At 49.9% G+C, this 23883-nt stretch carries 13 protein-coding genes; 8 read left to right on the top strand and 5 right to left on the bottom strand.

Features of this window, described 5'->3' with window-relative positions; genetic code table 11:
- Nucleotides 1–7: 7 nt before the first annotated feature.
- Nucleotides 8–2554 carry a hypothetical protein gene (locus NX720_RS23830; protein WP_262598019.1) on the bottom strand — a complete coding sequence of 849 codons (2547 nt, stop codon included), beginning with the start codon at nt 2552–2554 and terminating at the stop codon, nt 8–10.
- Nucleotides 2555–2663: 109 nt separating this feature from the next.
- Complete coding sequence (rnhA, locus tag NX720_RS23825) at nt 2664–3116, bottom strand: ribonuclease HI (protein ID WP_262598018.1); 453 nt, start codon at nt 3114–3116, stop codon at nt 2664–2666.
- A 307-nt stretch (nt 3117–3423) separates the two neighbouring features.
- Between rnhA and NX720_RS23820 the strand changes: the two genes are divergently transcribed.
- Nucleotides 3424–4122: an RING finger protein gene (locus tag NX720_RS23820; RefSeq protein ID WP_262598017.1), complete on the top strand. Its 699-nt coding sequence runs from the start codon at nt 3424–3426 to the stop codon at nt 4120–4122.
- A gap of 105 nt (nt 4123–4227) precedes the next feature.
- Here the strand turns inward: NX720_RS23820 and NX720_RS23815 are convergent, their stop codons facing one another.
- Nucleotides 4228–5052 carry a class I SAM-dependent methyltransferase gene (locus tag NX720_RS23815; RefSeq protein WP_262598015.1) on the bottom strand — a complete coding sequence of 275 codons (825 nt, stop codon included), beginning with the start codon at nt 5050–5052 and terminating at the stop codon, nt 4228–4230.
- Nucleotides 5053–5329: 277 nt separating this feature from the next.
- Here NX720_RS23815 and gloB point away from each other — a divergent pair, with 277 nt between their 5' ends.
- From gloB to NX720_RS23790, 5 genes are all read left to right on the top strand, one after another.
- Nucleotides 5330–6127 (top strand): hydroxyacylglutathione hydrolase, encoded by a 798-nt coding sequence (gloB, locus tag NX720_RS23810; protein WP_262598013.1) that lies wholly within the window; start codon nt 5330–5332, stop codon nt 6125–6127.
- A 73-nt stretch (nt 6128–6200) separates the two neighbouring features.
- Nucleotides 6201–7811, top strand: coding sequence for a lytic transglycosylase (locus NX720_RS23805; protein WP_262598012.1), 1611 nt, complete (start codon nt 6201–6203; stop codon nt 7809–7811).
- Between the two features lie 113 nt (nt 7812–7924).
- A complete protein-coding gene (locus NX720_RS23800) occupies nt 7925–9766 on the top strand; it encodes an extracellular solute-binding protein (protein ID WP_262598011.1) in 1842 nt (613 codons plus the stop codon).
- Nucleotides 9767–9771: 5 nt separating this feature from the next.
- The gene (locus tag NX720_RS23795; protein WP_262598010.1) at nt 9772–11607 is read left to right on the top strand and encodes an extracellular solute-binding protein; all 1836 of its coding nucleotides are present in this window, start codon (nt 9772–9774) and stop codon (nt 11605–11607) included.
- Nucleotides 11604–13400 carry an extracellular solute-binding protein gene (locus NX720_RS23790; RefSeq protein WP_262598009.1) on the top strand — a complete coding sequence of 599 codons (1797 nt, stop codon included), beginning with the start codon at nt 11604–11606 and terminating at the stop codon, nt 13398–13400. The genes NX720_RS23795 and NX720_RS23790 overlap by 4 nt, the downstream gene beginning before the upstream one ends.
- A gap of 75 nt (nt 13401–13475) precedes the next feature.
- Here NX720_RS23790 and NX720_RS23785 read toward each other — a convergent pair whose 3' ends face one another.
- Nucleotides 13476–14819, bottom strand: coding sequence for an OprD family porin (locus NX720_RS23785; protein ID WP_262598008.1), 1344 nt, complete (start codon nt 14817–14819; stop codon nt 13476–13478).
- Nucleotides 14820–15300: 481 nt separating this feature from the next.
- Here NX720_RS23785 and NX720_RS23780 point away from each other — a divergent pair, with 481 nt between their 5' ends.
- Complete coding sequence (locus NX720_RS23780; RefSeq protein WP_262598007.1) at nt 15301–17142, top strand: extracellular solute-binding protein; 1842 nt, start codon at nt 15301–15303, stop codon at nt 17140–17142.
- A gap of 12 nt (nt 17143–17154) precedes the next feature.
- Here the strand turns inward: NX720_RS23780 and NX720_RS23775 are convergent, their stop codons facing one another.
- Entirely contained in the window at nt 17155–22167 is a 5013-nt protein-coding gene (locus NX720_RS23775; protein ID WP_262598006.1) for a SidE phosphodiesterase domain-containing protein, read from the bottom strand.
- 384 nt (nt 22168–22551) lie between these two features.
- Here NX720_RS23775 and NX720_RS23770 point away from each other — a divergent pair, with 384 nt between their 5' ends.
- Nucleotides 22552–23778, top strand: a complete 1227-nt coding sequence (locus tag NX720_RS23770) for an ADP-ribosylglycohydrolase family protein (RefSeq protein ID WP_262598005.1) — start codon at nt 22552–22554, stop codon at nt 23776–23778.
- Nucleotides 23779–23883 lie beyond the last annotated feature (105 nt).

Below are 23883 nucleotides of genomic sequence, written 5' to 3'. Positions count from 1 at the left end.
CCGGTATTTATGTAGGATTCCCTCTGGACCGAATCGAAATTTTCTGCCCATAGGAGGCCCGGGTTAATAACTGAATGGCATGGCGTCCTCCCCGACTGACAAATTCTTCCCTCTGATAACGAACATGTCCAAGTGACTGCATAATGCAGCTGAACCCGGTCAGATAACTGGTTCGGTCTTTCTCATTATCAAAAAAATTGGCACGCTGATCAGCCAGTATCGTACAGGCTGCAGGCTCTTTCGGAAGTTCTGATAAACCAACTCCCAGCTTCCTGCATAACGCCCGGTTTAAAAAACTCTCAGCTTCATCCAGTATCTCCAGTGATGCCCTGGCATAGATATCATGCCCGGTGTAGACGCAGGCTGTATCAGGTTGTTTCTGTATCCGGATCAACGACCATGCAGACTCTTCATAAATTCGCTCAATCCCGGCCTGTTTATCGTACTTAATTTGCAGTTTTTCCAATATCTCCAGCTCTTCAAAAGGATCATAGAGAGACATTGCAATATTCTTCATCTCTCTATGAATTTCATCAGGCCAGTATTGAGGCAGCAATGCAGTCATGCGCCCTGATGCCCTGACAGCGTTTTCTTCTGCACGTTTGCGGGATTCAGGCGACGGACGTCCGGATGACTCTGGTGTTGCAGCCACTTCCGCAGAGGAAGGAGTGGATGTTTCTGCAAGGCTTGACGGTTCTTTAGTTGTCTTAGCAGGAGTGGTAGCAGCAGAGGCAGTCTGTTTACTTCGATGAGTTTTATGAGACTTTTTCCTGGTTTTCTTTTTTGTTTTTACCGGCTCCTTTGTCGGTTTCAACTGCCCTTCCGGCAGCCAGTCAGGGTCAACCCCCTGAGCGTTAAGTCTGGCTGTCACCTCCGGGGGAAGTAAAGACAGGTTCTGTAAATTTTTTATCTCTTCATTTTTAGCCTGATAAGCTCGCAGGGACGCTTCTGCGATGTCCAGAGCTTCGTTCGGTGGTAAAATACGAAAAAAATCAACCAAATGGGAGATTGCTTCAGCGGCTGCAACATAGTTACCCCGTGAACAATAAGCGTCAGCAGCAATATGAAAGAGCGAATAAAAATCGTCTGTTGACCGGCTGGCGGCTTCCAGATAACAATCAGCTGCCTGATCCCTGGGGAAAATATCGGAAAAGGGCTGTATCTGATGCATGATGCCTTTGTAGTACCACAGCAACCCCTGATAATAGGGTGAGAAAGATGTTTCAGAAGCAAGCCGCTGAGTCAGCGTCTTCTTTAACACTTTGATCTTTTCTAACCACCGCTCATCGTAATTCGTTTCTTCTTCACTAATGCGTTTTATCTCAGCCGCTATTTTTCTACGGGTCCGAAGCTCATGAACTCTGTCGGAAACGTTTTTCGGCTTGACTTTGGCATGCTCCCTGATTTCTGTTGTGGCCTCATGAATTTTGCTGCGCCTGACCATGGATTTCATAATATCAACCACTACAGCCTCATAGACCCCCCATAAGGGTTTAGTCAGATCAGTGGCGGTACAATCTCCTCCCAGACGACTGACAAAGAAAGGGAAGGAAGTGTCATGATCAGAAACGCCAGATAACAGACTGCTGCACTTCGTTATAAACCAGGGGAGCAGGAGGTACCGAAACTCATCATCACGGTCGCTACTTATACTTCTGGTTATCTGAATAAGTTCAGGTGTAGGCTCTTTCAGTTTCGGAAGCAGGTCCAGTAACCCGAAAGAAAGCGGGTCACACATCATCAGCAATATGCAGTCTCTGGCTTTTTCTTCAATTGTCGAGTGTTTTTCATCCAGGTAAGGTCCCCGGCACACTCTGTTGATCAGAATGTATTGTCCGTCACTATCTGCCAGCTGGATTGGGTTTGCCGAACATTCAATGCCTTTTACGAAACCCTGTTTTATCAGATGCAATAACCAGACACCCATATAATCATCCAGAGCTGCAAGCTTCATGCTGTCATCAAAAATGCGGAGCATATCGACATTTTCATCACTGCCAGCATTAACCACTCCCTGTATGGTCTGCCAGCGAAACAGTAATTCGCTGACCGCTTCAGGAGCAGACTCAGCCACTCTCGTCACCAGCCGGAGGGCTTTTTCCTCATCATCAGGCAATATCGTGGTCGCCAGAAAGAGCAGAGCCCTGGCGTGTTCCGGGCTCTGCTGAATAAAACTGTCTATCGCCGAATCGGTAAGATCACCGTGGATCGAAAGCTCGGGCTTAAACCACTCAAACAGGCGATTCATCAGCGCATCCACATCGGGTCTTAAACAGCGCTTCCCCTGCTCACGAATAAAATTCATGAATTGCACGACAGTCTCTTGTGGTACCCCGGAAATGGATGGATAAACTGCAACCAGTCGTGCCTCTATGACAGGGGAGTCCGAACGGTTGGGGTCTGACGGGGAAAGGCTTGTTGAAACCGCTGTTTCCGATGTCTTTTCAAGCTGGCGGTTCAGGCTTGTAGCCGTTTCTTTAGCCGTGGATGCAGGTTCGGAAGTATCGGATTGTGGCTGAGGAGGGGTCGGCTGACTTTTAGGGTCGATATCCATAAGGAGTTTCCATTATTTAATGAACTATCGTGAAATGAGCGAGTCTCAACAGCCTTCAATAACTATATCGTTCATCATCACAATTCTGAAACTCCTCAATAACCCTCGTTCAGGAACCCGTCTGATTCTTTATTTCCTCAGCACCACGGCACGCCAGCTCATCGGCCATTTCGTTTTCACGGTGACCGGCATGCCCTTTAACCCACTGCCAGTCTACGTCGTGGCGCTGGTTCTGGGTGTCAAGCCGCTGCCACAGGTCCTGGTTTTTTACTGGTTTACCGGCAGCGGTTTTCCAGTTCTTCCGTTTCCAGCCCGCTATCCATTTAGTAATGCCGTCCCGAACATACGTCGAGTCGGTGGTAATACAGACTGTACAGGGGCGGGTCAGGGTTTCCAGACCGACAATAGCAGCCATTAATTCCATACGGTTATTCGTGGTATTGTCTTCACCACCGTATAAACCTTTTTCCGCACTGCCATAGCGCAATACCACTCCCCAGCCACCCGGGCCGGGATTACCTTTACAGGCTCCATCGGTAAACAGCTCAACGAGCTTACTCAAACTATCTCTCCAGATTAATTAACAGAATATGACCAGCAGTGACTGCTCTCCACACCAACGTGGGGGCTTCTGACTTCTCAGGACGCAAACCACGGGTTTATCTTCACCAAATGAATCGCCCAAGGCAATGATTCTTGAGCATGTTTTTCAGTTTTACTCTCAACGGCAACCTCAGGGTCTTCTGATCAGCCTTATCACAGGTCAAGCTTATTGAAACCATATACTAGACTTGCTCTGCTTACTTCTAAAGTATGCACTCGAAAATTCAGGTTTGTGCTTTGTCGCCTGCATACAGGAGTATTGATTTATGAGCAATGATGTATGTGTAATTTGTCAAGAACCTTTTAATAACGAAGTCGTGGAGGGGTTGCCGCATCAGAAAATTACTCTACCTTGCTTCGAAACGCATGTCTGCGGAAGGTCCTGCCTTGCTCTCTGGTTTGACAATGGACGACATCAGACGTGTCCTGTGTGCCGACAAAGAGTGTCGGATGAGTTTGCTGCAGGCGTAGGCAATAGAAGCTTTTATCAGAAAATAATCGACGCAGCTACCAATGCTGGTCTTAGTATCTTTGATAGCCTGGAGACCGCCTTAAGGAACCCATTGGTGAATATTGTCCTTTTTGGAGGGTCTGCCTTCTCGTTGATGATGGCTTCAGATTTGTCAGAAGAAGATACTGATACCTTAACTACAGTGTTTAATGCTGCTACTGTGGGTTCCATTGTGGGAGGAGTACTCAGGCTTAACCATTTGCCAGTTATCAGAGTTCTTCCGCGTGTTGAGCTCCTGTCCAGACTGGCTACGTACTATTCTGGCATAGGGGCTGCTGTGGATGCGGCACATCGGATACAGGTGATTCCGGATCGCCCTTTGCTTGCTTTATCACAAACGACTGCTAGCAGTATGTTCGGTTTTGGCCTTGGCTTTTCAGCTGCCGAGGCAATACACAGACTACTGGGTAACAGGCAAGACGCTGTTCCGAATTTACCGGAAATCAACGGCTGATGCAGCAGTTCCGATTGATACATCAACCAGAACCGGGCAAGAGGAAAGAAGCCTCGTCAGTAAAATCTGAGAGTTTACGGCGAAAATACTAAAACCCGGGATTCTCTACCTGCGTTCTCTACCTGCACTCCCACCAACACAGGAGCTGGTACCGGCAATCGGGTTACTGGCAAAACGGCGTTTTACTTCTGCCCAGGCCGGACGAACCGGCGTCATACCAGGCGTTTCCTGAGTCGCTACCATCATATAAAACCCACCCGTAGGAAGATTCCACTGCCGACAGCGCTGCTCCACCAGCTCACGGGTCAGGCCCCGGGAGTGACGGTCCAGTGGGTGCATATAAGCACCGTAAGTAATCTTCTCAACATTAAAACCCAACAAGGTCAGCCAGTCCCGCATACGTCCGGAGCCGATAAGGTGAGAATCCTGAAACAGCTGACGGTGCTTTGGCGACACCCAGCGCCAGCAGTTGACCAGGCTTTTTGGATTAAAACCTATAACCAGCAGTTTGCCACCGGGAATAATGGTGCGCGCCGCTTCACTGAGCAGCCGGTGCGGCCGCTCTGAAAACTCCACAACATGATGCAATAACACCAGATCCAGACTTCCGGGACTGACAGGCCAGTGGAACGGATCGGTGATCACAGGACTGTCACAGTCTGAACAGGTAGCTTCATCCACAACCCCGGTTAAGGCCATGGAAGGATTCAACAGATTAATATGACTGACCTGACTGGTATCCAGTAAACCAGCACCGGGGGCAATGGTCATCTGGCAGGCATGATACCCAAAGATATAGTGGAGTTCCTGCTCAAGTTGTCGTCTTTCTGCCTTGAGCAGAAAATCTCCCTCGCCACTTTGCAGCCAACGATGCAGTGCCAGTAACCGTTCATTAAAGCTTGTTTTTTCTGCACGTTTAAACCAAAGCATCAGGCATTATCCATTATCCATACCGAGAAGTGTTCCGTTACCGCTTATGCGCCCAGAGACCATCATATCTACACGATCACCGTTCGACCAGTTTACACCGGCCCCGTTCCTTAACCTGTAACCTGTTCGCTAATCATATTGTTTGAAATCGCTGACAGACAGAAATTACATTATTTCAGCAAAAAAGATATGCTCCCGGTCGTGGTCATGGTTAAACTTGTAGTCTGACGATACCCTTTATCGACACACTTTTCGACACACGAAAGCATGATTGTAAATGACAGATTCTCCACTTCAGATAGAAGCCATAAAAGCATTTTCAGACAATTATATCTGGTTAATTACCACCACCGGGACTCAGGATTGCTTCGTGGTAGATCCCGGCGACGCCAGACCGGTACTGGAAACCCTTAAAGCCAGAAACCTCAATCTGGCCGGTATTCTTGTAACGCACCACCATGCCGACCATATTGGCGGTATTCCTGAACTGCTACAGCATTTTGAACCCGGGGTTTATGGTCCAGCCAACTCTTCGATCCGTTTTCTTACCGACACCCTGAATGAAGGTGATAGCACCGATGTGCTCGGTCACTCGTTTCAGGTACTCAGGGTTCCCGGTCACACCCTGGATCATATTGCCTACTTCTGTTCGCAGCAGTTTACCCTGTTTTGTGGTGACACACTGTTTTCAGCCGGTTGCGGGCGGCTTTTTGAAGGGTCACCGCAGCAGATGTACGACTCACTCAGTAAATTCAGACAGTTGCCTGATGCTACCAGGGTGTTCTGTGCTCATGAGTACACCGCCAGTAACCTCCGGTTTGCGATAGCTGTAGAACCCGGTAATCAGGAAATCGCCGATTATATCGCTCGTGTTGAACACCTCAGAAGTCAGGACATCCCGACGATTCCATCCTCGATTGGACTGGAAAAACGTGTTAACCCTTTCCTGAGAACCCACGATAACAACGTTATTCACTGTGCTGGAAAACGACTTAACGTTAATCCATCTGACCAGAAAATACCCGAACCCGAAGTACTAAGGGTAATCCGTGAATGGAAGGATAATTTCCAGTAATGGTACAATAGTAAGCTACCCGGATTTCAGAACCTGATTTATGTCTCTATCGCAATCGAGCTGCAACGAAAATATGCCTGTTAACCAGACAGATTCCAGGCCAGAAAAAAAATCAATCGCCAGACTGGCAGGCACTGCTGCCATGATGCTCGTATTAACCGGCTGCCAGACCGTTAATGAAATGGAGACAGGCAGTACTCCGGTGGTGCAGAAAAAAGCGGTTCATCAACCCGCTACCAAGGTCAAGGCAAAAAAAACCAAAGTTCCCACCGTAAAACCCGTGGTAGAAAAGCGACCGCAGGATCTGTGGGAACGCATTCGCCGGGGTCTGGCCCTGAAACTGGACAATAACCACCCCTGGGTGATGACCGAGTTACGCTGGTACGCCAAAAATCAGGGTTACTTTAACCGGGTAGCTGATCGTTCAGCACCTTATCTCTATTTCATCATCAAAGAAGCGGAAGAACGTGGTGTGCCGCTGGAACTGGCCCTGATGCCAGTGGTGGAAAGTGCTTATGACCCTTTTGCCTACTCCCATGCCGGCGCATCCGGACTGTGGCAGTTTATGCCCGCGACAGGGGCTGACTATGGTCTTGAACAGAACTGGTGGTACGACGGTCGTCGTGATGTTGTTGCCGCTACCCGTGCGGCACTGGATTACATGGCTCGCCTGCATAAATCGTTTGGCGACTGGGAACTGGCACTGGCTGCCTTTAACTCTGGCCCGGGCCGGGTACAGCGAGCGATTAACAAAAACCGCAAACAAGGCAAGCCAACCACATTCTGGCATCTGGGACTCCCCAGGGAAACCACAGCCTACGTTCCCAAGCTGATCGCCCTGGGCAAGATTGTCCGCAATCCTGAAAAATACGGTATCAGCCTGAAACCTGTTCCCAACAAGCCTTATTTCGCCAGGGTGAAAACCGGTGGTCAGCTCGATATGGCAAAAGCCGCAGAACTGTCCGGAGTTCCTCTGAACGAACTCTATCGCCTGAACCCCGGCCTGAACCGCTGGTCTACTCCGCCAGAAGGTCCAAACCATCTGTTGGTGCCGCTGGCTAAAGCGGAGCCGTTCCGAAAGAAACTGGCCAAATTACCCACAGAAGACCGACTGCGCTGGAAACGCTACACCGTTAAGTCCGGTGACAGCCTCAGCACCATCGCCAGACGCTACGATACCCGCAGCCAACTGATCCGTGAAGTCAACAAGATGAATGGCGACATGATACGCACTGGTCAGAGCCTGTTGATTCCGGTACCAGCCAACGGCAAGGAAAACTACACCCTGACCGCCAGCCAGCGTCGTAAGGCTCAGCAGAACAGCAGTGTATCCGGTCGCTACAAGGTCAGCTATACCGTTAAATCCGGTGACAGCTTCTGGACGATCTCCCGCCAGTTCAAAGTCGGCATCAACGAGCTGGCCCGCTGGAACAATATGGCACCACGGGACACTCTGCGGGTTGGTCAGAAACTGGCCGTATGGAGCAAAGGCTCCGGCAACAGTGACAGCATTATCCGCAAGGTAAACTATACCGTTCGTTCCGGTGATTCCCTGTCCCGTATTGCTGACCGTTTCAATGTACGTGTGCATCAGATTGAAAACTGGAACAACTTTGCCAGCAAATACATCCACCCCGGTCAACTGCTGACCCTGTATGTGGATGTCACCCGCGCTTACGATTAAGCTGTTTGTTCGCAGAATCAGTGCTATAACTGTTTTGACTGATTCTGCGGATTCCTCTCTTGTTTTGTAAACAGAACATCTACAAAAACAACAATTACCATTGTTTGCTAATTATGCTTTTGTCCTTTACGCCGCTGCTGGTTAAAGCTCAGGCGAATGATGAGGCTCCTTACCAACCGGACTGGCAACACGCCCTCAGCATTGGCGACAAACCCGTCTATGCGCAGGACTTTCCCCACTTCAAATCCATCAATCCTGACGCACCCAAAGGCGGTCATGTCAGCTATTCCATTCATGGTAGTTTTGACAGCCTTAATCCCTACATCATAAAGGGGACGCCCCCTTCAGCAGCACCGAGTGTCTATCGATATGGAATGATGGAACTGAATGAGCCCCTGATGATCGGCATGAATGTCTATGCCCCCGCACAGGAAGAACTCGGGACACTCTACGGCCTGATCGCCCACTCCGTTGCCTTGTCGAAAGACAAGCAAACCCTTGAGTTCAGGCTGCGTCCCGAAGCCCGTTTCCATGATCAACAGCCGATCACCAGCAAAGATGTCCTGTATACCTTCAAACTGCTAAAAGAGCACGGTGCGCCTCAATATCAGATGCTGCTGGAGCAGGTAGTGAAGCTGGAGGCTCCGGGGCCGCACCATGTACGTTATACCCTGAAACCTCCCGTATCCAGAACCCTGCCCCTGCATATTGCGGAACTGCCCGTGCTGCCCGGGCATTACTGGGAGAAACACGATTTCTCACAGTCAACCCTCGAACCACCCCTGCTCAGTGGTCCCTACCGCATCACTAAGGTTAAGCCCGGCACCTCGGTCACATTTGAACGGGTAAACGACTACTGGGGCAAAGACCTGCCCGTCAACCGTGGCTTTTATAACTTTGATAAAGTCACCCTGAACTTTTTCCGGGACCGCCGGGTCGCCTTTGAGTCCTTCCGCTCCAAAGACGCTGATGCCTTTATAGAAGTGGAGGCAAAGAACTGGGCAAAGGGTTACGACCTGCCCGCCTTTCATTCCGGCGAGATGATTAAACGTGAAGTACCCTACACTTTACCGGGCCGCAGACTCTTTTATGCCTTTAATCAGCGCAACCCTTTATTCAAGGACCGAAGAACACGGCAGGCGATCAGTATGCTGTTCGACTGGAAATGGACCAACCGGATTCTCTTTCACAGTGCCTATGCCAGAAACCAGAGTTTCTTTCCGGCTGCGGGTTCTGAACCAGGCGGAATGATTACAGCCACTGAAAAAAAACTTCTCGAACCTTTCTCAAAAAGCCTTCCCAATGACTTGTTTAATAAGACATTTTCGCATACAGAACCGAAAGGTGACGGCTCTATTGACAGAGAACGGCGGCTGGCGTTGCCCCTGCTGAAACAGGCGGGCTGGAAAAACCATAAAGGCCAGCTGGTCAACGATAAAGGAGAGCCCTTCCGGTTTGAGTTCCTGCATTATTCCAGAGTCATCGAACGCTTCATTATGCCCTTTGCCAAAAACCTCTCGACCGTGGGCATTCAAATGGATTTCAAGCCCATTGATATGAGCCAGTACCAGCGCCGTATCAAGCAGCACCAGTTTGATATGGTTCTGACATCGGTACCGCTGATGGCGTTTCCGGACGACAGACTGTTCGACTACTTCCACTCCGAAAGCGCAAGCAGGGAAGGCAGTCATAATCTGGCTGGTATTCAGGACCCGGCTGTGGATAAACTGGTAGAAACCATTGCCACCAGCGATGATTCAGACCAGATTCGCACCCATATCAGCGCACTTGACCGGGTGCTGCTCTGGCAGCATTACACCATACCCACCTGGCACAACAGCGTTATCCGCGTGGCACACTGGAAACACCTGGTGCCACCCGCTGCCCCAGGCCGGTATGGATTTCGACTGAACAACTGGTGGTATGACCCGGACTCATTGCCAAAAAGGAAATAAAACCTGTGAGTCACCCCCGCAATCGTTTTACCCGTTGGATATTGGCTACAGGGTTACTGCTGACTGTTCTTCTGACTTATGCGGCTAAACCACCAGCGCCAGACGGGCAGATTACCAGAAGCCATGCCCGAGCACTCTATGACCAGCCCTTCTACCCGGCTGACTTTCAGCACTTTAACTACATCAACCCCAACGCCCCCGCCAGTGGCACACTCAGGCTGGCAGCTCAGGGTACTTTCGATACCTTCAATGCCTTTACCACGAAAGGTGTGCCTGCCAGTCTCAGTGGACATCTTTATGACAGCCTGATGGTACGGAGCAAGGATGAACCTTACACTCTGTACGGACTGATCGCCGAAGCTATTGAGTACCCTGCCAGCAACCGCTGGGTTCGATTTTACCTTAATCCCAAAGCACGATTCGCTGATGGAAAACCGATCACCGCAGTAGATGTCCAATTCACATTCGAACAATTCAGCCGCAAGGATGCCCCCATCTATCGGGCCACACTGGCTAATGTTGAATCCGTTAAAGTGGAATCCCCGCAACAGATCATCTTTTACCTCAATGACAACCATGACGAAAATCGCCTGCTACCGTTCCAGATTGCCCAGCTGCCAATTCTGCCCGCCCATGACCGGGAACGTTACGACTTCAGCCGGGCTGACCTGACCCTGCCATTAAGCTCCGGAGCCTACACCATCAAAAGCTATGAGGCAGGTAAACAGGTGATTCTCAGGCAAGTGGAAAATTACTGGGCAAAACACCACCCGGTCAGAGTGGGGCATAATAATTTCCGCCAGATTCAGTACGACTATTTTCGTAACGCTACGGTCTCACTACAGGCATTCCTTGCGGGGCGTTATGATATACGGCTGGAAACCATCGCTAAAAACTGGAGCCACGGTTACACCGGCAAAGCGGTTAAATCCGGTAACATCATTAAGACCCTTCTACCAAGAAAAACCAATCAGATTCAGGCATTTATATTCAATACTTCAAGTACTGTCTTCAAAGACCGACGGGTTCGTCAGGCCATCAGCCAGGGCTATGATTTCCAGTGGACCAACCGGACACTGATGTATAACAACTACCAGCAGCCCCACAGCCTCTTTGCCAATTCAGAGTTCGGACAGCATTCAGCCCCGGACGCCAGAGAACTCAAACTGCTGCAACCTTTTCGCCAGAAGCTACCCGCTGAACTGTTCACTCGGCAGTGGCAACCCGTTAAAACCTCAGGCGATGGAAATATCCGGACACAACTGCAACAGGCACATTCACTTCTACAACAGTCGGGCTGGCTCGTGAAAAATCAGCAGCGCGTCAACAGGAAAAATGGTCAGCCCCTGAGCTTTGAACTGCTGCTTACCACACCGGAGCAGGAACGTATCGTACTGCCTTTCCAGCGAAATCTGGAACAGCTGGGGGTTCAGATGCGGGTAAAAACCGTCGATCTTGCCCAGTATATCCAGCGGGTCAGAAATAAGGATTACGATATGCTGCTGCGTACCATCAGCCACGGTACAACACCCGGTAATGAGTTGCAGCGGTACTGGCACAGTCAGTATGCCAATGAACAGGGTTCACAGAATATCGCCAATGTCAGCAACCCGGTGGTTGATGCCATGCTGGCAGAGGTTCGTGCCGTTAAAACTCTGGAAGACCTGATCGCCGTCACCCGAGCCCTTGACCGGATTCTGTTATGGGAATACTACCTGATTCCTCAGCTACAGGCCGGGCAATGGCGTGTGGCACACAGAAGCAGGCTAGACTACCCCTCTGGAACGGCATTAAACGGGCATCTGGATTTCACTGCATGGTGGGAGAAAAAGGAAAAATGACTCATTACATTAAAACAGCGGCATGGCTATTTCTGCTGGCACTGAGCACTCTCTCGGGCATCACTGTTGCCGCTCCGCTTGAACACGCCGTCAGCCTGTTTGGCAAACCCGCCTACCCGGAAGGCTTTAGCCACTTTAACTACGTCAACCCCGATGCTCCCAAAGGTGGAACCCTCAGGCAGTCCGCGCTCGGTCAGTTTGACAGCCTGAATCCTTATATCGACCGTGGTGTACCCGCAGCAGGAGCCGGTTACCAGTACGATTCGCTGCTGGCGCGCTCATGGGATGAACCGTTGACAAAGTACGGACTGGTCGCAGAAAAGATTGAACGGGACCCTGACAACCACTGGGTAGCCTTTTATATCAACCCTAAAGCACGATTTAATGATGGCAAACCGGTCACGGCTGAAGATATCAAGTTTTCATTTGACCTGTTACGGGAAAAAGGTTCGACCTTCTATCGCAACTTTTATCTGGATGTTGATCAGGTAACAGTAACCGCACCGAACAGAGCCTTGTTCAAGTTCAAACATAATAAAAATCGAGAGCTGGTGACCAACCTTGGACAAATGCCCATCTTTCCTAAGCATTACTGGAAAGATAAAGACTTTACCTCCCCAGGGCTGACCATTCCCGTTACCAGCGGCCCCTATAAAGTCGCTGAAATGAGTCCCGGTCGCAGCATCAGCTACCAGCGCGACCCCAATTACTGGGGGAAAGACCTGCCAGTCAACCGGGGTCGGTTCAACTTTGACCGGCTTAACTTTTCCTATTATCTGGACAGCAGCGTTGCCCTTCAGGGGCTGCTAGCCGGAGAATACGACTGGTTGCTGGTCTCAGACCCGAACCACTGGCAACAACTGCTTTCCGGTAAAGACCAGAAACTATTGAAAAAAAAGGGACTGGTGACAGAAACCCTGCCGAACAGCAACCCCCAGACCCTTATGCTGACTTACAATACCCGCAAGCCATTTCTGAAAGACCCCCGTGTCCGGGAAGCGCTGGGGTCAGCTCTGGATTTCGACCGACTTAACCGTAACTATTTCCATGACCTGCTGCATCGGGCAGACAGCTATTTCTCCGGCACCGACCTGGGCGCAAAAGGCCTGCCCTCTCCCGGTGAACTTAAATGGCTGGAACCCTGGCGCAAACAGCTGCCCAAACCATTATTCAGCAAAGCCTACACCCCTCCCGGCCATGACCATAACAGTAAACGAATTCAGCGGACCAAAGCACTGGCACTGCTGAAAGAAGCTGGCTGGCGCATCAAGAATAATCAACAGGTAAGCAGCAAAGGCGAGCCCCTGACGCTGACGCTGCTACTCACCAACCCTGAGTTTGAACGTTATACCATTGGTTTTAAGCAGGGTTTAAAGGCTCTGGGGATAGAACTGTCTATACGTACAGTAGACAAGGCACAGTATATAGAACGAATCCGTAACCTTGATTTTGATATGGTGACAAACGTATTCCGGCACACGCCTTCCCCCGGCACCGAACAAAAAGATCATTTCGGTTCAGCCGTTGCTGAACTGCAGGGTACTCGCAACCTTGCCGGTGTAAAGAATCCGGTGGTGGACGATATTGTCGGACGTATACCGACCGCCACCAGCCGCAAACAGCTTCTGTCTCTGGTGCATGCGTTAGACAGAGTTTTGTTGTGGGAGCATTACAGCCTGCCATTGTGGTATCAGCCCGACTGGCCACTGGTTCACCGGAATTTCCTGAAACACCCACAACAGACAGCACCTTACGCACTGGATATGAGTACCTGGTGGTTTGATAAGAGATAATAAAAAAACCGCCGGAGAATCCGGCGGCGGGGTTCAGGTTCAGCAAGGTCTGACGGGGGACTCGTCAGAAAAAACTCAGAATGAGAATGGCATAGCAAAGCTAATTTTCAGGTCCCGCTCATCACGGAAAGCGTTCGGGAAGGCAGTAGACCAGCTGTTTACATCTGTCTCCAGGTCATAAATGGTATAGTGAGCCTTTACCGAAGCCCCTTTTAGTTGACCAGACTGGAAGGTGTAACCTACATCCAGGTTGTAAGCGATCTCTTTCAGCTTCTCTGTAGTCACCTTAGTGTCATTGGACTTACCATCCCAACCGTAAGCGAAGGAGGCACCGGCACTCCAGCCATGGTCAAAGTCATAAGTGGCACCCAGGAAGACCGCCTTTTCTTCGTTATGGTTAAAGTCTGAACGACTATCCCACCATACTTCATAAGCACCATTGGATTTACCAAAACCGCCATTGTAACCCGTTGGACGAACAACAAAGTTACCCTGTTTGCCCTTGGCTATGGTGTAAGTCGCTTCAGCCCGGAATGTCCAGTTATCCTTATTGAACTTTGACATCAGAACATGCTGGTAGGTCAGGCCGTCATAGATATTGTTGAGAGAGTCCTCTTTGTCGTCACGGTCATTCATGCCATAAAAGTGGTAGCTGACATTAAAGCCTTCTCCGTCCTTAGCCAGCTTAAACTTGTACAGGTCTACAAAGTCTTCGCCTTCACCCCAGGCACCTAAAACGCTGTAGCCATTACCGAAAGCATAACTGGCACCCAGACTCTGAACATAGTCAATTTCAGTGGCTTTAGTAATGACGTTATCATCTTTGTCTGTTACGGCATCATTACGCGTCATTTTCTCCATGTCATAATTCCATGGGTTCTTGTACTCATCAGCCCACATATAGGCAATGGTGAGTCCGTTGGCGCTGTACACACCCTCGGCACCACGGTAAGTACCCGGCATAAAGCTCCAGTTCACCCCGAGAACACCCGGCCCCGATGGCTGAATGTAACCTGCACGTGCCTTGAACACATCAAAATCGAGTTTGACGTTGGCGCGGTTTATAGTGAAGCCGTCTTTAATTTTATTTTTATCATCAACCAGGGAGAATTCACTCCACTGTGAAGAACCTGAGTTCCACATATCCCAGGTGCCATGAGCCCCCAGGTCGATACCAAACACGCCACCCACCAGGCCAGAGCTGAAGTTCAGGCCTACCATCGTCGTGGAGTGATGAATGTTTTCAGCAAAATGCTCTGAACCATTTGGCTGACGATCCCGTATCCGGGTCATGTTATAGACACCACCAGAAACTGTTGAGTCATCAAAAAATGCTGAGGTTGAAGTGTTGGCTGAGGTGGTGGTTGAGGCACAAGCAGCAGCAATCACTGCGGTAGCGATGAGTGTTCTTTTAAACATTATTATTTTTCCCTGTACTTGTATTTATTATTATCACCTCCTCTCTGGGAGGTTTTGATAAACAGCTCTTATAGTTGTTGGCTCTGAGGAAGCTGGCTATCGTTCTCAACTCAGTACGAACCAAAAATGTAACCGGTTACACGACTTCGTTAAAAATGAGGAGCTTTGCTCCCACAGACTTTATGAGTCTGCCAGACCATTATGTAACCGGTTACATTTTCTTGTCAAAAAAAGTGACGTTTTTATTACAGTCATGCAATCGATTACATTTGATCCTAAGAAAAGCGAGGCTGACTCTGCGCTTTCTTGAGGCCAAGAATACGCCTGCCAGAAATTATTTATTTGTCACAGATCAATAGATTGCGTCATATACCTACTTTCGCTCACCGCAACCCCGTATTTCTGCGAATCCAAAACTCACTGCAAAGTGCCTGTAAAAAGCCGATGTAATGCCTGAACGCCCCAACTCAGGATTCCCCTAATGAAACCGGCTCTCTATCACCTGTGTATCTTCTGTGTCAGCGCTCTGCTTCTGTCTGACACGCTATCCGGTTCGCTACAGGCAGACGACAGCCTTTCAGAAAAAAGGGTGACTCGCTCCCATGCCCTGAGTGTTTATGACCAGTTCAAACACCCTGGAAACTTTACCCATTTTGATTATGCCAACCCACAGGCACCCAAGGGAGGCATCCTGCGCAAAGCCGCCACCGGCTCGTTCGACACCTTCAATACCTTTGCCCCCAAAGGCAACTGGGCAGCAGACAGCTACACCCTTTACGACACGCTGATGGTCAGAGCGGGCGATGAACCTTACACCGTTTACGGGCTGATCGCCCAGTCCATTGAGTACCCTGAGGACATGACATGGGTAGCCTATAACCTTCACCCGGATGCCCGCTTTCACGACAATGTCCCTATGACAGCGGAAGATGTTGTTTACACCTTTGAAACTCTGAAAGAAAAAGGGCCGCCTCATTACCGCAACCTGTATGCCGATGTCAGTTCTGTTAAAGCCACCAGCCGTCTGAGGGTTGAGTTCCGTTTTTCCCGTCCCCAGGGCAAACACCTGCTCCTGAGACTGTCTCAGTTAAGAGTGCTACCCAAGCACTTTTGGTCTAGACCAGAAAATGATATCGCCACTGCCGACCTGAGCCTGCCATTAGCCAGTGGTCCCTTTAAAATCAAAGACTTTCAGCCAGGACATCATGTCACTTATGAGCGCGTGAAACATTACTGGGCCAGGGATTTACCGGTCAACAAAGGTCGCCACAACTTCGATGAAGTGCGTATAGATTATTACCGTGATGACCAGATAGCTCTTGAAGCTTTCAAGCAGGGAGCCTATGACCTGAGGGTGGATGCTAACCCAAAAAACTGGGCGGAAGGTTACAAGGGCAAGTCTCTTGAAAATGGAGAGATTATTCAGGAAGGGGTGCCAAATAGTACGCTGGGGATGCGTGCCTTTGTCTTCAATCTGCGTAAGGCTAAATTTGCAGACCGGCGCTTGCGTCAGGCCATCAGCCTGGCACTGGATTTCCAGTGGATCAACAAACACCTGTTCTTTAATATTTACAAACAGGCCTACAGCCTGTTCTCTAACTCTGAGCTGGCTGCCGAGGCTCTGCCCTCCGCAAAGGAGATTAAACTCTTGTCCCCCTGGCGCAAGGAACTGCCTGAAGAAGTCTTCACCCGGGTCTACCAGCCCACCACCACCGATGGCAGCGGCAACTGGCGCAACAATCAGCGGCAGGCACTAAAACTGTTGAAAGACGCAGGCTGGCAGTTCCGAAGTGGCAAGCTGGTTCATCAGAAGACGGGGGAACCCATGGCGTTTGAAATTCTGCTGTCCCAGCCTGAATTCGAGCGTTTTGTGGTTCCCTTCATTAACAACCTGAAAGCGCTGGGTATCCATGCCAGGGTGAACACCATCGACACCTCCCAGTACATCAATCGCCTGAGAGACTTTGATTTCGATATGGTCATTCACGGCTTTTATCCCGGCATCGCCCCCAGCACCGAGTTGAAAAACTTCTGGGGCAGTGAGAGTGCCAGAGCCAAGTCCGGCAAAAATATTTCCGGGATCAGTCTGCCGGCACTGGACGCCCTCATAGAAAAATCCCTGAAGACCCGGTCCAGGGCTGAACTGGTGGACGTTACCCGCGCCCTTGACCGTGTGGTGCTGTGGCACTATGCCGTCATTCCCCAGTGGTATCTGCCTTACTGGCCCTTCGTCTACAGGAAGGGATTAAAACACCCGAACATTGCACCAGACTATGCCAGCGGGCTGGACACCTGGTGGTGGGAGAGTAGAAGCAAGAAGTGAGAATGATTGTGATCAGATCTCCTTCTGCCAGCCTTCAACACCTTTAACGAAGGTAGCGGACACATATTCATTACGGCCATAGTCAAAGGCCCTTACAAGCACTGAGCCTGAGTCAATTGTTACCTCGGCTTCATAGACAAAGCGCAGCTCTTCCGGGAGCTTCAGGGTGTGTATACCCGAACCGTCAGTTATCTCTATGTCCGTCCCGAATACAGCGACACCAGGCAGTTTATTCTTAGCCATATCCGGAAAGTCATTTCCACAGCGTATGAACTGCGCTATTTCTCCACCATCGAACGTCGCTTTCATTTTCCCGGTTATCTTTTCACCCTCAGGAACAACGATTTCTTCCACCTCTTCAAGGCTGATAAACCGACTGCTGATTTCGGCAGAAGCAAAACCAGCCCCTAATGCCGATGGACTTTGAGCAGGAAGATCATAATGCTGAAGTACAGGAATTGGCTCACCAAACATATCCAGCCCCTCGCTTTTAATATCGGTTCTCAGCAGGTGATCCTGTTTCAGTTTTAGAAAATTGTCAGGTTTGTGACCTCCGGACTCCCTGACCGCAGCGAAAACCCGCGCACCACTTCCGGATTTCAGGTCAGGAAGCTTTGAGGCATAGGCACCCTGGTTCACACCGAGCCGGAATCTTTCAGTAATGGAGACACAGTTGCCACCACTATGAATGATTCGTTCTATAACGCTCTCACGCTCTTCAGAACCTGAAGCCAGAAAATTTAATTCGTGGAGGATCTCGTAAGCAGGCTCAGTTTTTCCATCCTTGTTCTTTTTTTGCACATGCTTGGGTAGATAAAAAATGCACTGCCCGTTCAGAATGCGGTGATGGTCTTCCCAACGGGGAATTTCTGGCCATTTCAGTTGAGATTTCAACCAGTTGGATTTGTTTTCTTCAGGACTTTCTGAGACCAAAGATTCCGGTTCTGTCTGCTCCCACAGCAGGTTGAGCTGATAATGGTTTATGAGCGAATCAACGTATTGCGCCTGCATAGCCTCACTGTCCGGCCTCTCGATATCAATGCCAAGCTGGGCGATGGCATCAAGGAGTGTCTTCGTTGCCTGACAATCATTACCACTGGTACGTAAATGCAGCGTACCCGCCATGGAAAAATTATCGGCCAGGTCATCACTGAACCAGTCAATTTCAATGCCGGGACGTTCCTTCAGGCAGTCACCGGGCAGAAACGCCTCAGGGGCGAGTTGATAATGATGCGCCCTGTCTATCACCACTTCTTTCCCGATTTCCCAACCACGGGCATTCCGAAACTCTCTGGCTGGCAGGACGCTTCCCTCAACGGGTGTAAAAGCGATGGATGATACCCGGATTGGCAACCCTTCAGGCAGCTGTGCAGGGAGTTGCTGGCGAATAGCCAGAGTTTTTTTATCTTCGCACTTCAGGGCATTGGCTATCTGACGACGAAGCCCGTTTAACGATTCAAGCGCTTGCTCTGCACGGCGGCGTTCCTGTGGAAGACTGTAGCGCACCAGGCCCGCCTCAACAGTCTGTATAAGGTGCTGACAACGTCGATCCATAGTTTGAAGCTTTACCCGCCAATAGGGGTTCATGGCAGGCTTTTGACTGAGTTCATCAAGGCAGGTACGCAGGTAGTGAAGATCATTCATGCCGGTATCGGGCAGCCCGAGCCGGTCAGCCAGTTGGCGGGCTGCCTGAGGCTCAAGTTTCAGCCAGCAGGCGGTCACTGGCGTTTTTTGAACATCCATGAATTGATAAATGCGTAAATCGCCATTTTCAATACCTGTGTCAGCCACCGGCCGTGAATACCCCTGCATACCAGAAGCGGCAATGGCTCCTTGCTCAGCGGCAGTAATCGGCTCAGGACAGCATTCCGGAAACCTGCGGGCAATATAAGCCATCCGGGACAACAGCGTCCGGCTTAGCCGCTGCCGGTCAATGGCAGTATCAGGCCCCATTGTTTCCACCAGTCGCGCGATGGCAGTGGTATCTTTCGACAGGAGATCACGAACCGCATTTTTGATGTCCGCTTCACTGAGACGCTGGCTGAACAGCGTGGCCGCATTATGGTGAGCGGCACGAGAGTCTTCAGGCACAGTGTTTTCTGTCCGGGAATGCCCGGGATTCAGCAGGGTATCCAATTCAAAGACCGTACTGCAAAAGGTGCCAGCCTTGCGCTGCTCGCCACCAGCTGGCCCAAACTCTCCTGCCTCTTGCCAATACAGCGGTATTAACTGACCGTTCTCGTCCATTATTGTTTGGTCATGGTCAGCGCCAATGATATTGCTGTTGCCGGTGATGGCCGCTACCAGATAAAGCTTTGCCAGCTCAGCCGGGTCTGCTTTCTGCGCAAGTTCTTTTGTCATCGGACTGCCGGTAACCTCAGACGAAACCACAAAGAACCTTCCCTCTTTTCTGACCAGCCGGGTTTCAGGCACGCTCAGTCCCAGCTCGCGGGCAAGATTAGCCATTAACACCTCATTCCGGGCGCTGTCTGGGTTTTTCCGCTCCCTGACAAGGTATTTACCATTGTCTGCTTTCCCTTTTTTATTCAGTTCAACAGCCTTAACCGGACTCAGTAACTCCTCGCTGTCAGGCAAAGACGGGGTAGTATCCTGATACATTTTAAAAAGTTCCGGCGCTTTTTCTTTCAGGAAATCAACCTGATAAAGCAGCGCATTATCCGCAAATTCAGCACGCTCTTTAATGGCCGTTGAAAAGTGATGCCTGACAGCCTTTTCCTTCTGCTCAGAAAAACCGGATTTTGAGTTAATGATCCGGGTGGTACCGGATAAATCCCCCTGTTGCGCAATAACGTCCCTGACCTGACTGGCCAGATTGTAAAGCCGTGAGTCGATATCCGGTTCGGCGGAAAAATCATGGTACAGGTCCAGCTCGGCAAGATCGAACCGGTTACCACTGCTTGTCCTCATAATCTCCAGGCAATCCGCGTCGTGGATAAGTTTCTCAACCAGGGTCTTAGCGGAACGGTCGGACCGATCCTTGTTAATAATGCTGCTTTTACAGGCCGCCATCATAGAATGCGGGCAGCCCATGGCTAAGAGGTGATCCTCACACTGCTCAGCACTGGTTCTTTCCCATTCAGGAGTATCCTCCCCCTCTCCTTCCCGTCCGGAATCGTGCAGGAGACTGGCGGTCATCAGCCAGTGAACCTGCTCCGGAGAAACGGCTTCTGCCTCAGGGTCATTCATTGACTGCCGGATGTTAAGCAGTATGGGGATCCAAACAGCCGCTCTGGCTCCATGCATGGCACCATGGACGGGTCTTGCGATTTCATCCGGGAGAACGGTCTGACCAGGCAGTGGTTTTTGCAGAAAACGCTGCACAAGGGATTGAGCCACATTGAAAAATTGGGCAGATTCCCGGGCATTAATACCAGCTTCTGGCTTCTCCTTTTTGCAAGGTCCGTGGCAAGGTGAGCAGTCGATGGTCTTACTATATGTATGTTTATCGTTGTCGGGTGGTTCTTCCCCCTCATCGTCTTTCTTCCAGCCTCTCTCCTCCTTATTATCCAGAGGTTTGTTTGTGCGGGTGTTTAAATTTGAGCCTTCTTGCCTGCCTTCTGCCGTGGCTTTGTATTTTTCCTGATTCTGACCTCCGCCTTCCTGATGGGGTACCTGCCTCTCATCGTACTGGCTTGAAAGATCAGCTGAAAACATCGCCCGGAACTGACGCGCCAGTGCTTCAAGACCAGAAACCAGAAACTCAGTTTGTTTTGTTGACACGTTAATGTCGTCTGTTTCCAGCTGCAACTGCTGTTCCAGCCGTCTTCTCAATGCCTGGTAAACCAAACCCGCGTCCGTAAGTCGCCACCGGTCGTAGAACAGGGCTTCTTCATGTGTCAGCTCACCGGGAACAATGAGAATGCTCTGATAGTCAGTGTTTACGTGGTGTTGAGACAGCGCCTGTTTCAGGGCGTCATCATCACGCTGCCACAGCTCCCGGTCATCAGTAGCCAGCGATGCCTTCAGGAATGACAAAATCCCCGGGGAACCCTGATCGTTTTCCGTTATTCCGGTTGCGGATGTATCCAAATCAGTCAGGTATTCAAGGTCAGCGGTAATCAGCATGATCCTGTTATCAAGAATCCGGGCCAGGTCACCATGACCCCGGGCTATGGCCTGTTGCATTTTTTTTCGGAGGATTTTTAACAATCGTCGTTTATTTTTCAGATTCTTCCTGATCAGTTCTTCCGCTGAATCCTGCTCCGGGTACTCCTTGTCGCCGTAGACAATGATCAGTGGCTCAGGCTCGGCATCGAAGGTGTAATGAGTGCTGTCATTATCGTCATCGTCACCATCACCGCCACTCCCGGAAGCCACCAGACTAACAGTGACGATACCTGCAATGTCCTTCAGATCTTCAGTATCCAATAATGCGAGATAGCTTTGCGTCTGCATGTTGAGCAGTTTTTCGTACAAAGAAACCAGACTGACACTCCGGAGAATGTTGTCCCGGGTAATAACTACCCGCATAGAGGCATCACTGACAGAAACAACAGCGGCAGGATAAGACGGTCTTTTAACAAGTTGCTGCCAGTTCACAATCGCCTGATCCAGCTCTCCCTCAAGCCTGTTTCTTTTTCTGTCGTTTACCTCTCTGGAAAAAGCACCATCAGGAAGCAATCTGTTTTTTAACAGTGTTTTTAAAAGGGATGTCCGGGGCGGTGATTCCGCCTGTAACGGTTTTTTGTGGCTTAATACGTTTCCGGGCCTGCCAGAAAAAACAACACCGGCGCTTCCGGCAGTTGAAAAAACGGTTGACAGGAAATAGAAAAGCAAACTGTCAGAGAAAGGAGAAAAAACTGCTCTGCTATCGTCAACAGGTTTAAAACATACCTGACCGCTGTCGGCTAAAAACGCCTTTCCCGGAAAACTTTCCGTTAAATCACTGACTGGTTTACAGATAATACCGTCGGTGGCAGCAAAAAGCGCTGAACTGGCAAACAGGAAGATAATAAAAAGTCGTAAAAAGTTAGCACTCAGAGATGTCAGGTAATTATGCACCATTAAGCTCCTGCCTACAGCTCGAAGTTATTGAAATTATGCACAAGACAGTACTCAGCTAGTTCTCGTCCAAAAACGTAGCCACCTGATAATCAATAAAATTTGATCTGAAAATGAATGAAGCTCATCTACTTTTTATAAACTATCTTTCCCGGAGCCTTTAATCACAAGTGACAGCAAAGGACAGCAAAAAAGAAAAGACTCCAAATGCGTAAAAAAACAATCAGCAGTGTAGTCTGAATTTCCTATGTACGGGACAGAAAGTCCTTAAAAAGTTGAACCGTTGTTTTCTGCTATAAATTCCTGTCCATGAACACAACGGATATAAAGGTTTCTTCAATGCTCAACACATCAACATTTCTCATTGCCTTCCTTTTCGTAGCCTCAATGCCTGTTCTCGCAGCCCCCCCTGCTAACGCAGAGCTCGCCTTGCTGGGTACGGCACTCGGTGACCACCGGGGTGAGCACAATTACCATAAAGCACCTCGTCACAAGAATTCCAGAGAATGTTCATGCACCGATGACACTCATAAAGCAGCAGCGATCTTCGCTTATTTTTCAGGGAGTTTGCCTGAATGTTATACAAAAAAGAGCAAGGGTGTTGACATGGTAAAGCTGGCACGTATCCAGTGTTTTATCGAATTCCCTGAAAAGCAGCGCTTTGGTCTGGATATGCAGGGTCCCCCCCAGGTCAACCTGCCCGGCTATGGCCCTGATCATGCGCACCTGCTGAAACAGTTTTATAAGAAGTTCAGGAGTGGGGACAAAATGAGGCCGGAGGATGTGCTTGCTCTTTCTGGTAGAAATGTTGGAGGAAAAACCGGCTCCTGGGGTAATGGAGGTTGCATGGGAATCGCCCCTATTGTCGGTATTATTGATATTAATCCGTACATCAGCGATAAGCAGTTTGTCCACCTGGTCAGACAGGCCGTGCAGGTCAGTCACAATCACCCCCAAGCCATATCTGCCGCAGTCGCCATCGCCCTGACAGCCAGAAGCAGCATTGAGTACCGGGCAAGCGATGCGGCAACGAGGCCTTCACGTCGTGATTTTGCATTTGCCACCCTGAGGCGCATTCGTCAATACGTTACTGACGAAACTTTTCTACAATGCCTGAAGGTTGTCGAAAGCTACATTGGAAGCTCTTCGCATGCTGATGTAATGTCAGAATTAAACAATCTCCTTCCTGTGAGCACCAGTACAAGAAGGCCTCGTAATGGGCAAACCAGAAAGCTAAGAGATACCTGGGGCCCTAATTCGGCAGCAGCCGTCTTACATTTTTTCTTTACCGATACCGGATCACAACGGGAATTACTCAGGCTTGTGGAGCAATTTACTGATGACCAGGACACCATTGGTGCCATGTTAATGGCGCTCAGCGCACTGAGGGAAGGAGGGTTCAGACGCAACGAATTTGACGTCAATGAATTACAGGGCTTGCTGGACTACTTTCCCCCGTGGGTCAATATAAACAGGAACGCCCATGACTACCTTATGGATAACAACCCGACCTCTGATAGCAACGATACCGTTAATACCGTTGCAGCTACTGACACCTGCAATTGTGCAGGTGCCTGCGGCTGCACTAATTGGAACAAGAGTCTCTCCGAATAGATAAGGGCTCGCACCTGCCTGCCTTATAGAAAATACGGGTACAACTTGCACCATTACGCATTCTAAAGCATTCTAAGAGCTACTCTGTTCACGAACCTCAGTGAG

It is taken from the genome of Endozoicomonas euniceicola, assembly GCF_025562755.1.
Lineage (GTDB): Bacteria > Pseudomonadota > Gammaproteobacteria > Pseudomonadales > Endozoicomonadaceae > Endozoicomonas_A > Endozoicomonas_A euniceicola.
Note: the sequence above shows the minus strand (reverse complement) of the source record. Positions and strands in the feature narration are given on the sequence as shown.

What these genes read in the sequence shown, in the direction of transcription:
- NX720_RS23780 (WP_262598007.1), top strand. Translation starts at nt 15,301, where the DNA reads ATGAAACCGGCTCTCTATCACCTGTGTATCTTCTGTGTCAGCGCTCTG.
- NX720_RS23830 (WP_262598019.1), bottom strand. Translation starts at nt 2,554, where the DNA reads ATGGATATCGACCCTAAAAGTCAGCCGACCCCTCCTCAGCCACAATCC.
- NX720_RS23800 (WP_262598011.1), top strand. Translation starts at nt 7,925, where the DNA reads ATGCTTTTGTCCTTTACGCCGCTGCTGGTTAAAGCTCAGGCGAATGAT.
- NX720_RS23770 (WP_262598005.1), top strand. Translation starts at nt 22,552, where the DNA reads ATGCCTGTTCTCGCAGCCCCCCCTGCTAACGCAGAGCTCGCCTTGCTG.
- gloB (WP_262598013.1), top strand. Translation starts at nt 5,330, where the DNA reads ATGACAGATTCTCCACTTCAGATAGAAGCCATAAAAGCATTTTCAGAC.
- NX720_RS23775 (WP_262598006.1), bottom strand. Translation starts at nt 22,167, where the DNA reads ATGGTGCATAATTACCTGACATCTCTGAGTGCTAACTTTTTACGACTT.
- NX720_RS23815 (WP_262598015.1), bottom strand. Translation starts at nt 5,052, where the DNA reads ATGCTTTGGTTTAAACGTGCAGAAAAAACAAGCTTTAATGAACGGTTA.
- NX720_RS23785 (WP_262598008.1), bottom strand. Translation starts at nt 14,819, where the DNA reads ATGTTTAAAAGAACACTCATCGCTACCGCAGTGATTGCTGCTGCTTGT.
- NX720_RS23790 (WP_262598009.1), top strand. Translation starts at nt 11,604, where the DNA reads ATGACTCATTACATTAAAACAGCGGCATGGCTATTTCTGCTGGCACTG.
- NX720_RS23820 (WP_262598017.1), top strand. Translation starts at nt 3,424, where the DNA reads ATGAGCAATGATGTATGTGTAATTTGTCAAGAACCTTTTAATAACGAA.
- NX720_RS23805 (WP_262598012.1), top strand. Translation starts at nt 6,201, where the DNA reads ATGCCTGTTAACCAGACAGATTCCAGGCCAGAAAAAAAATCAATCGCC.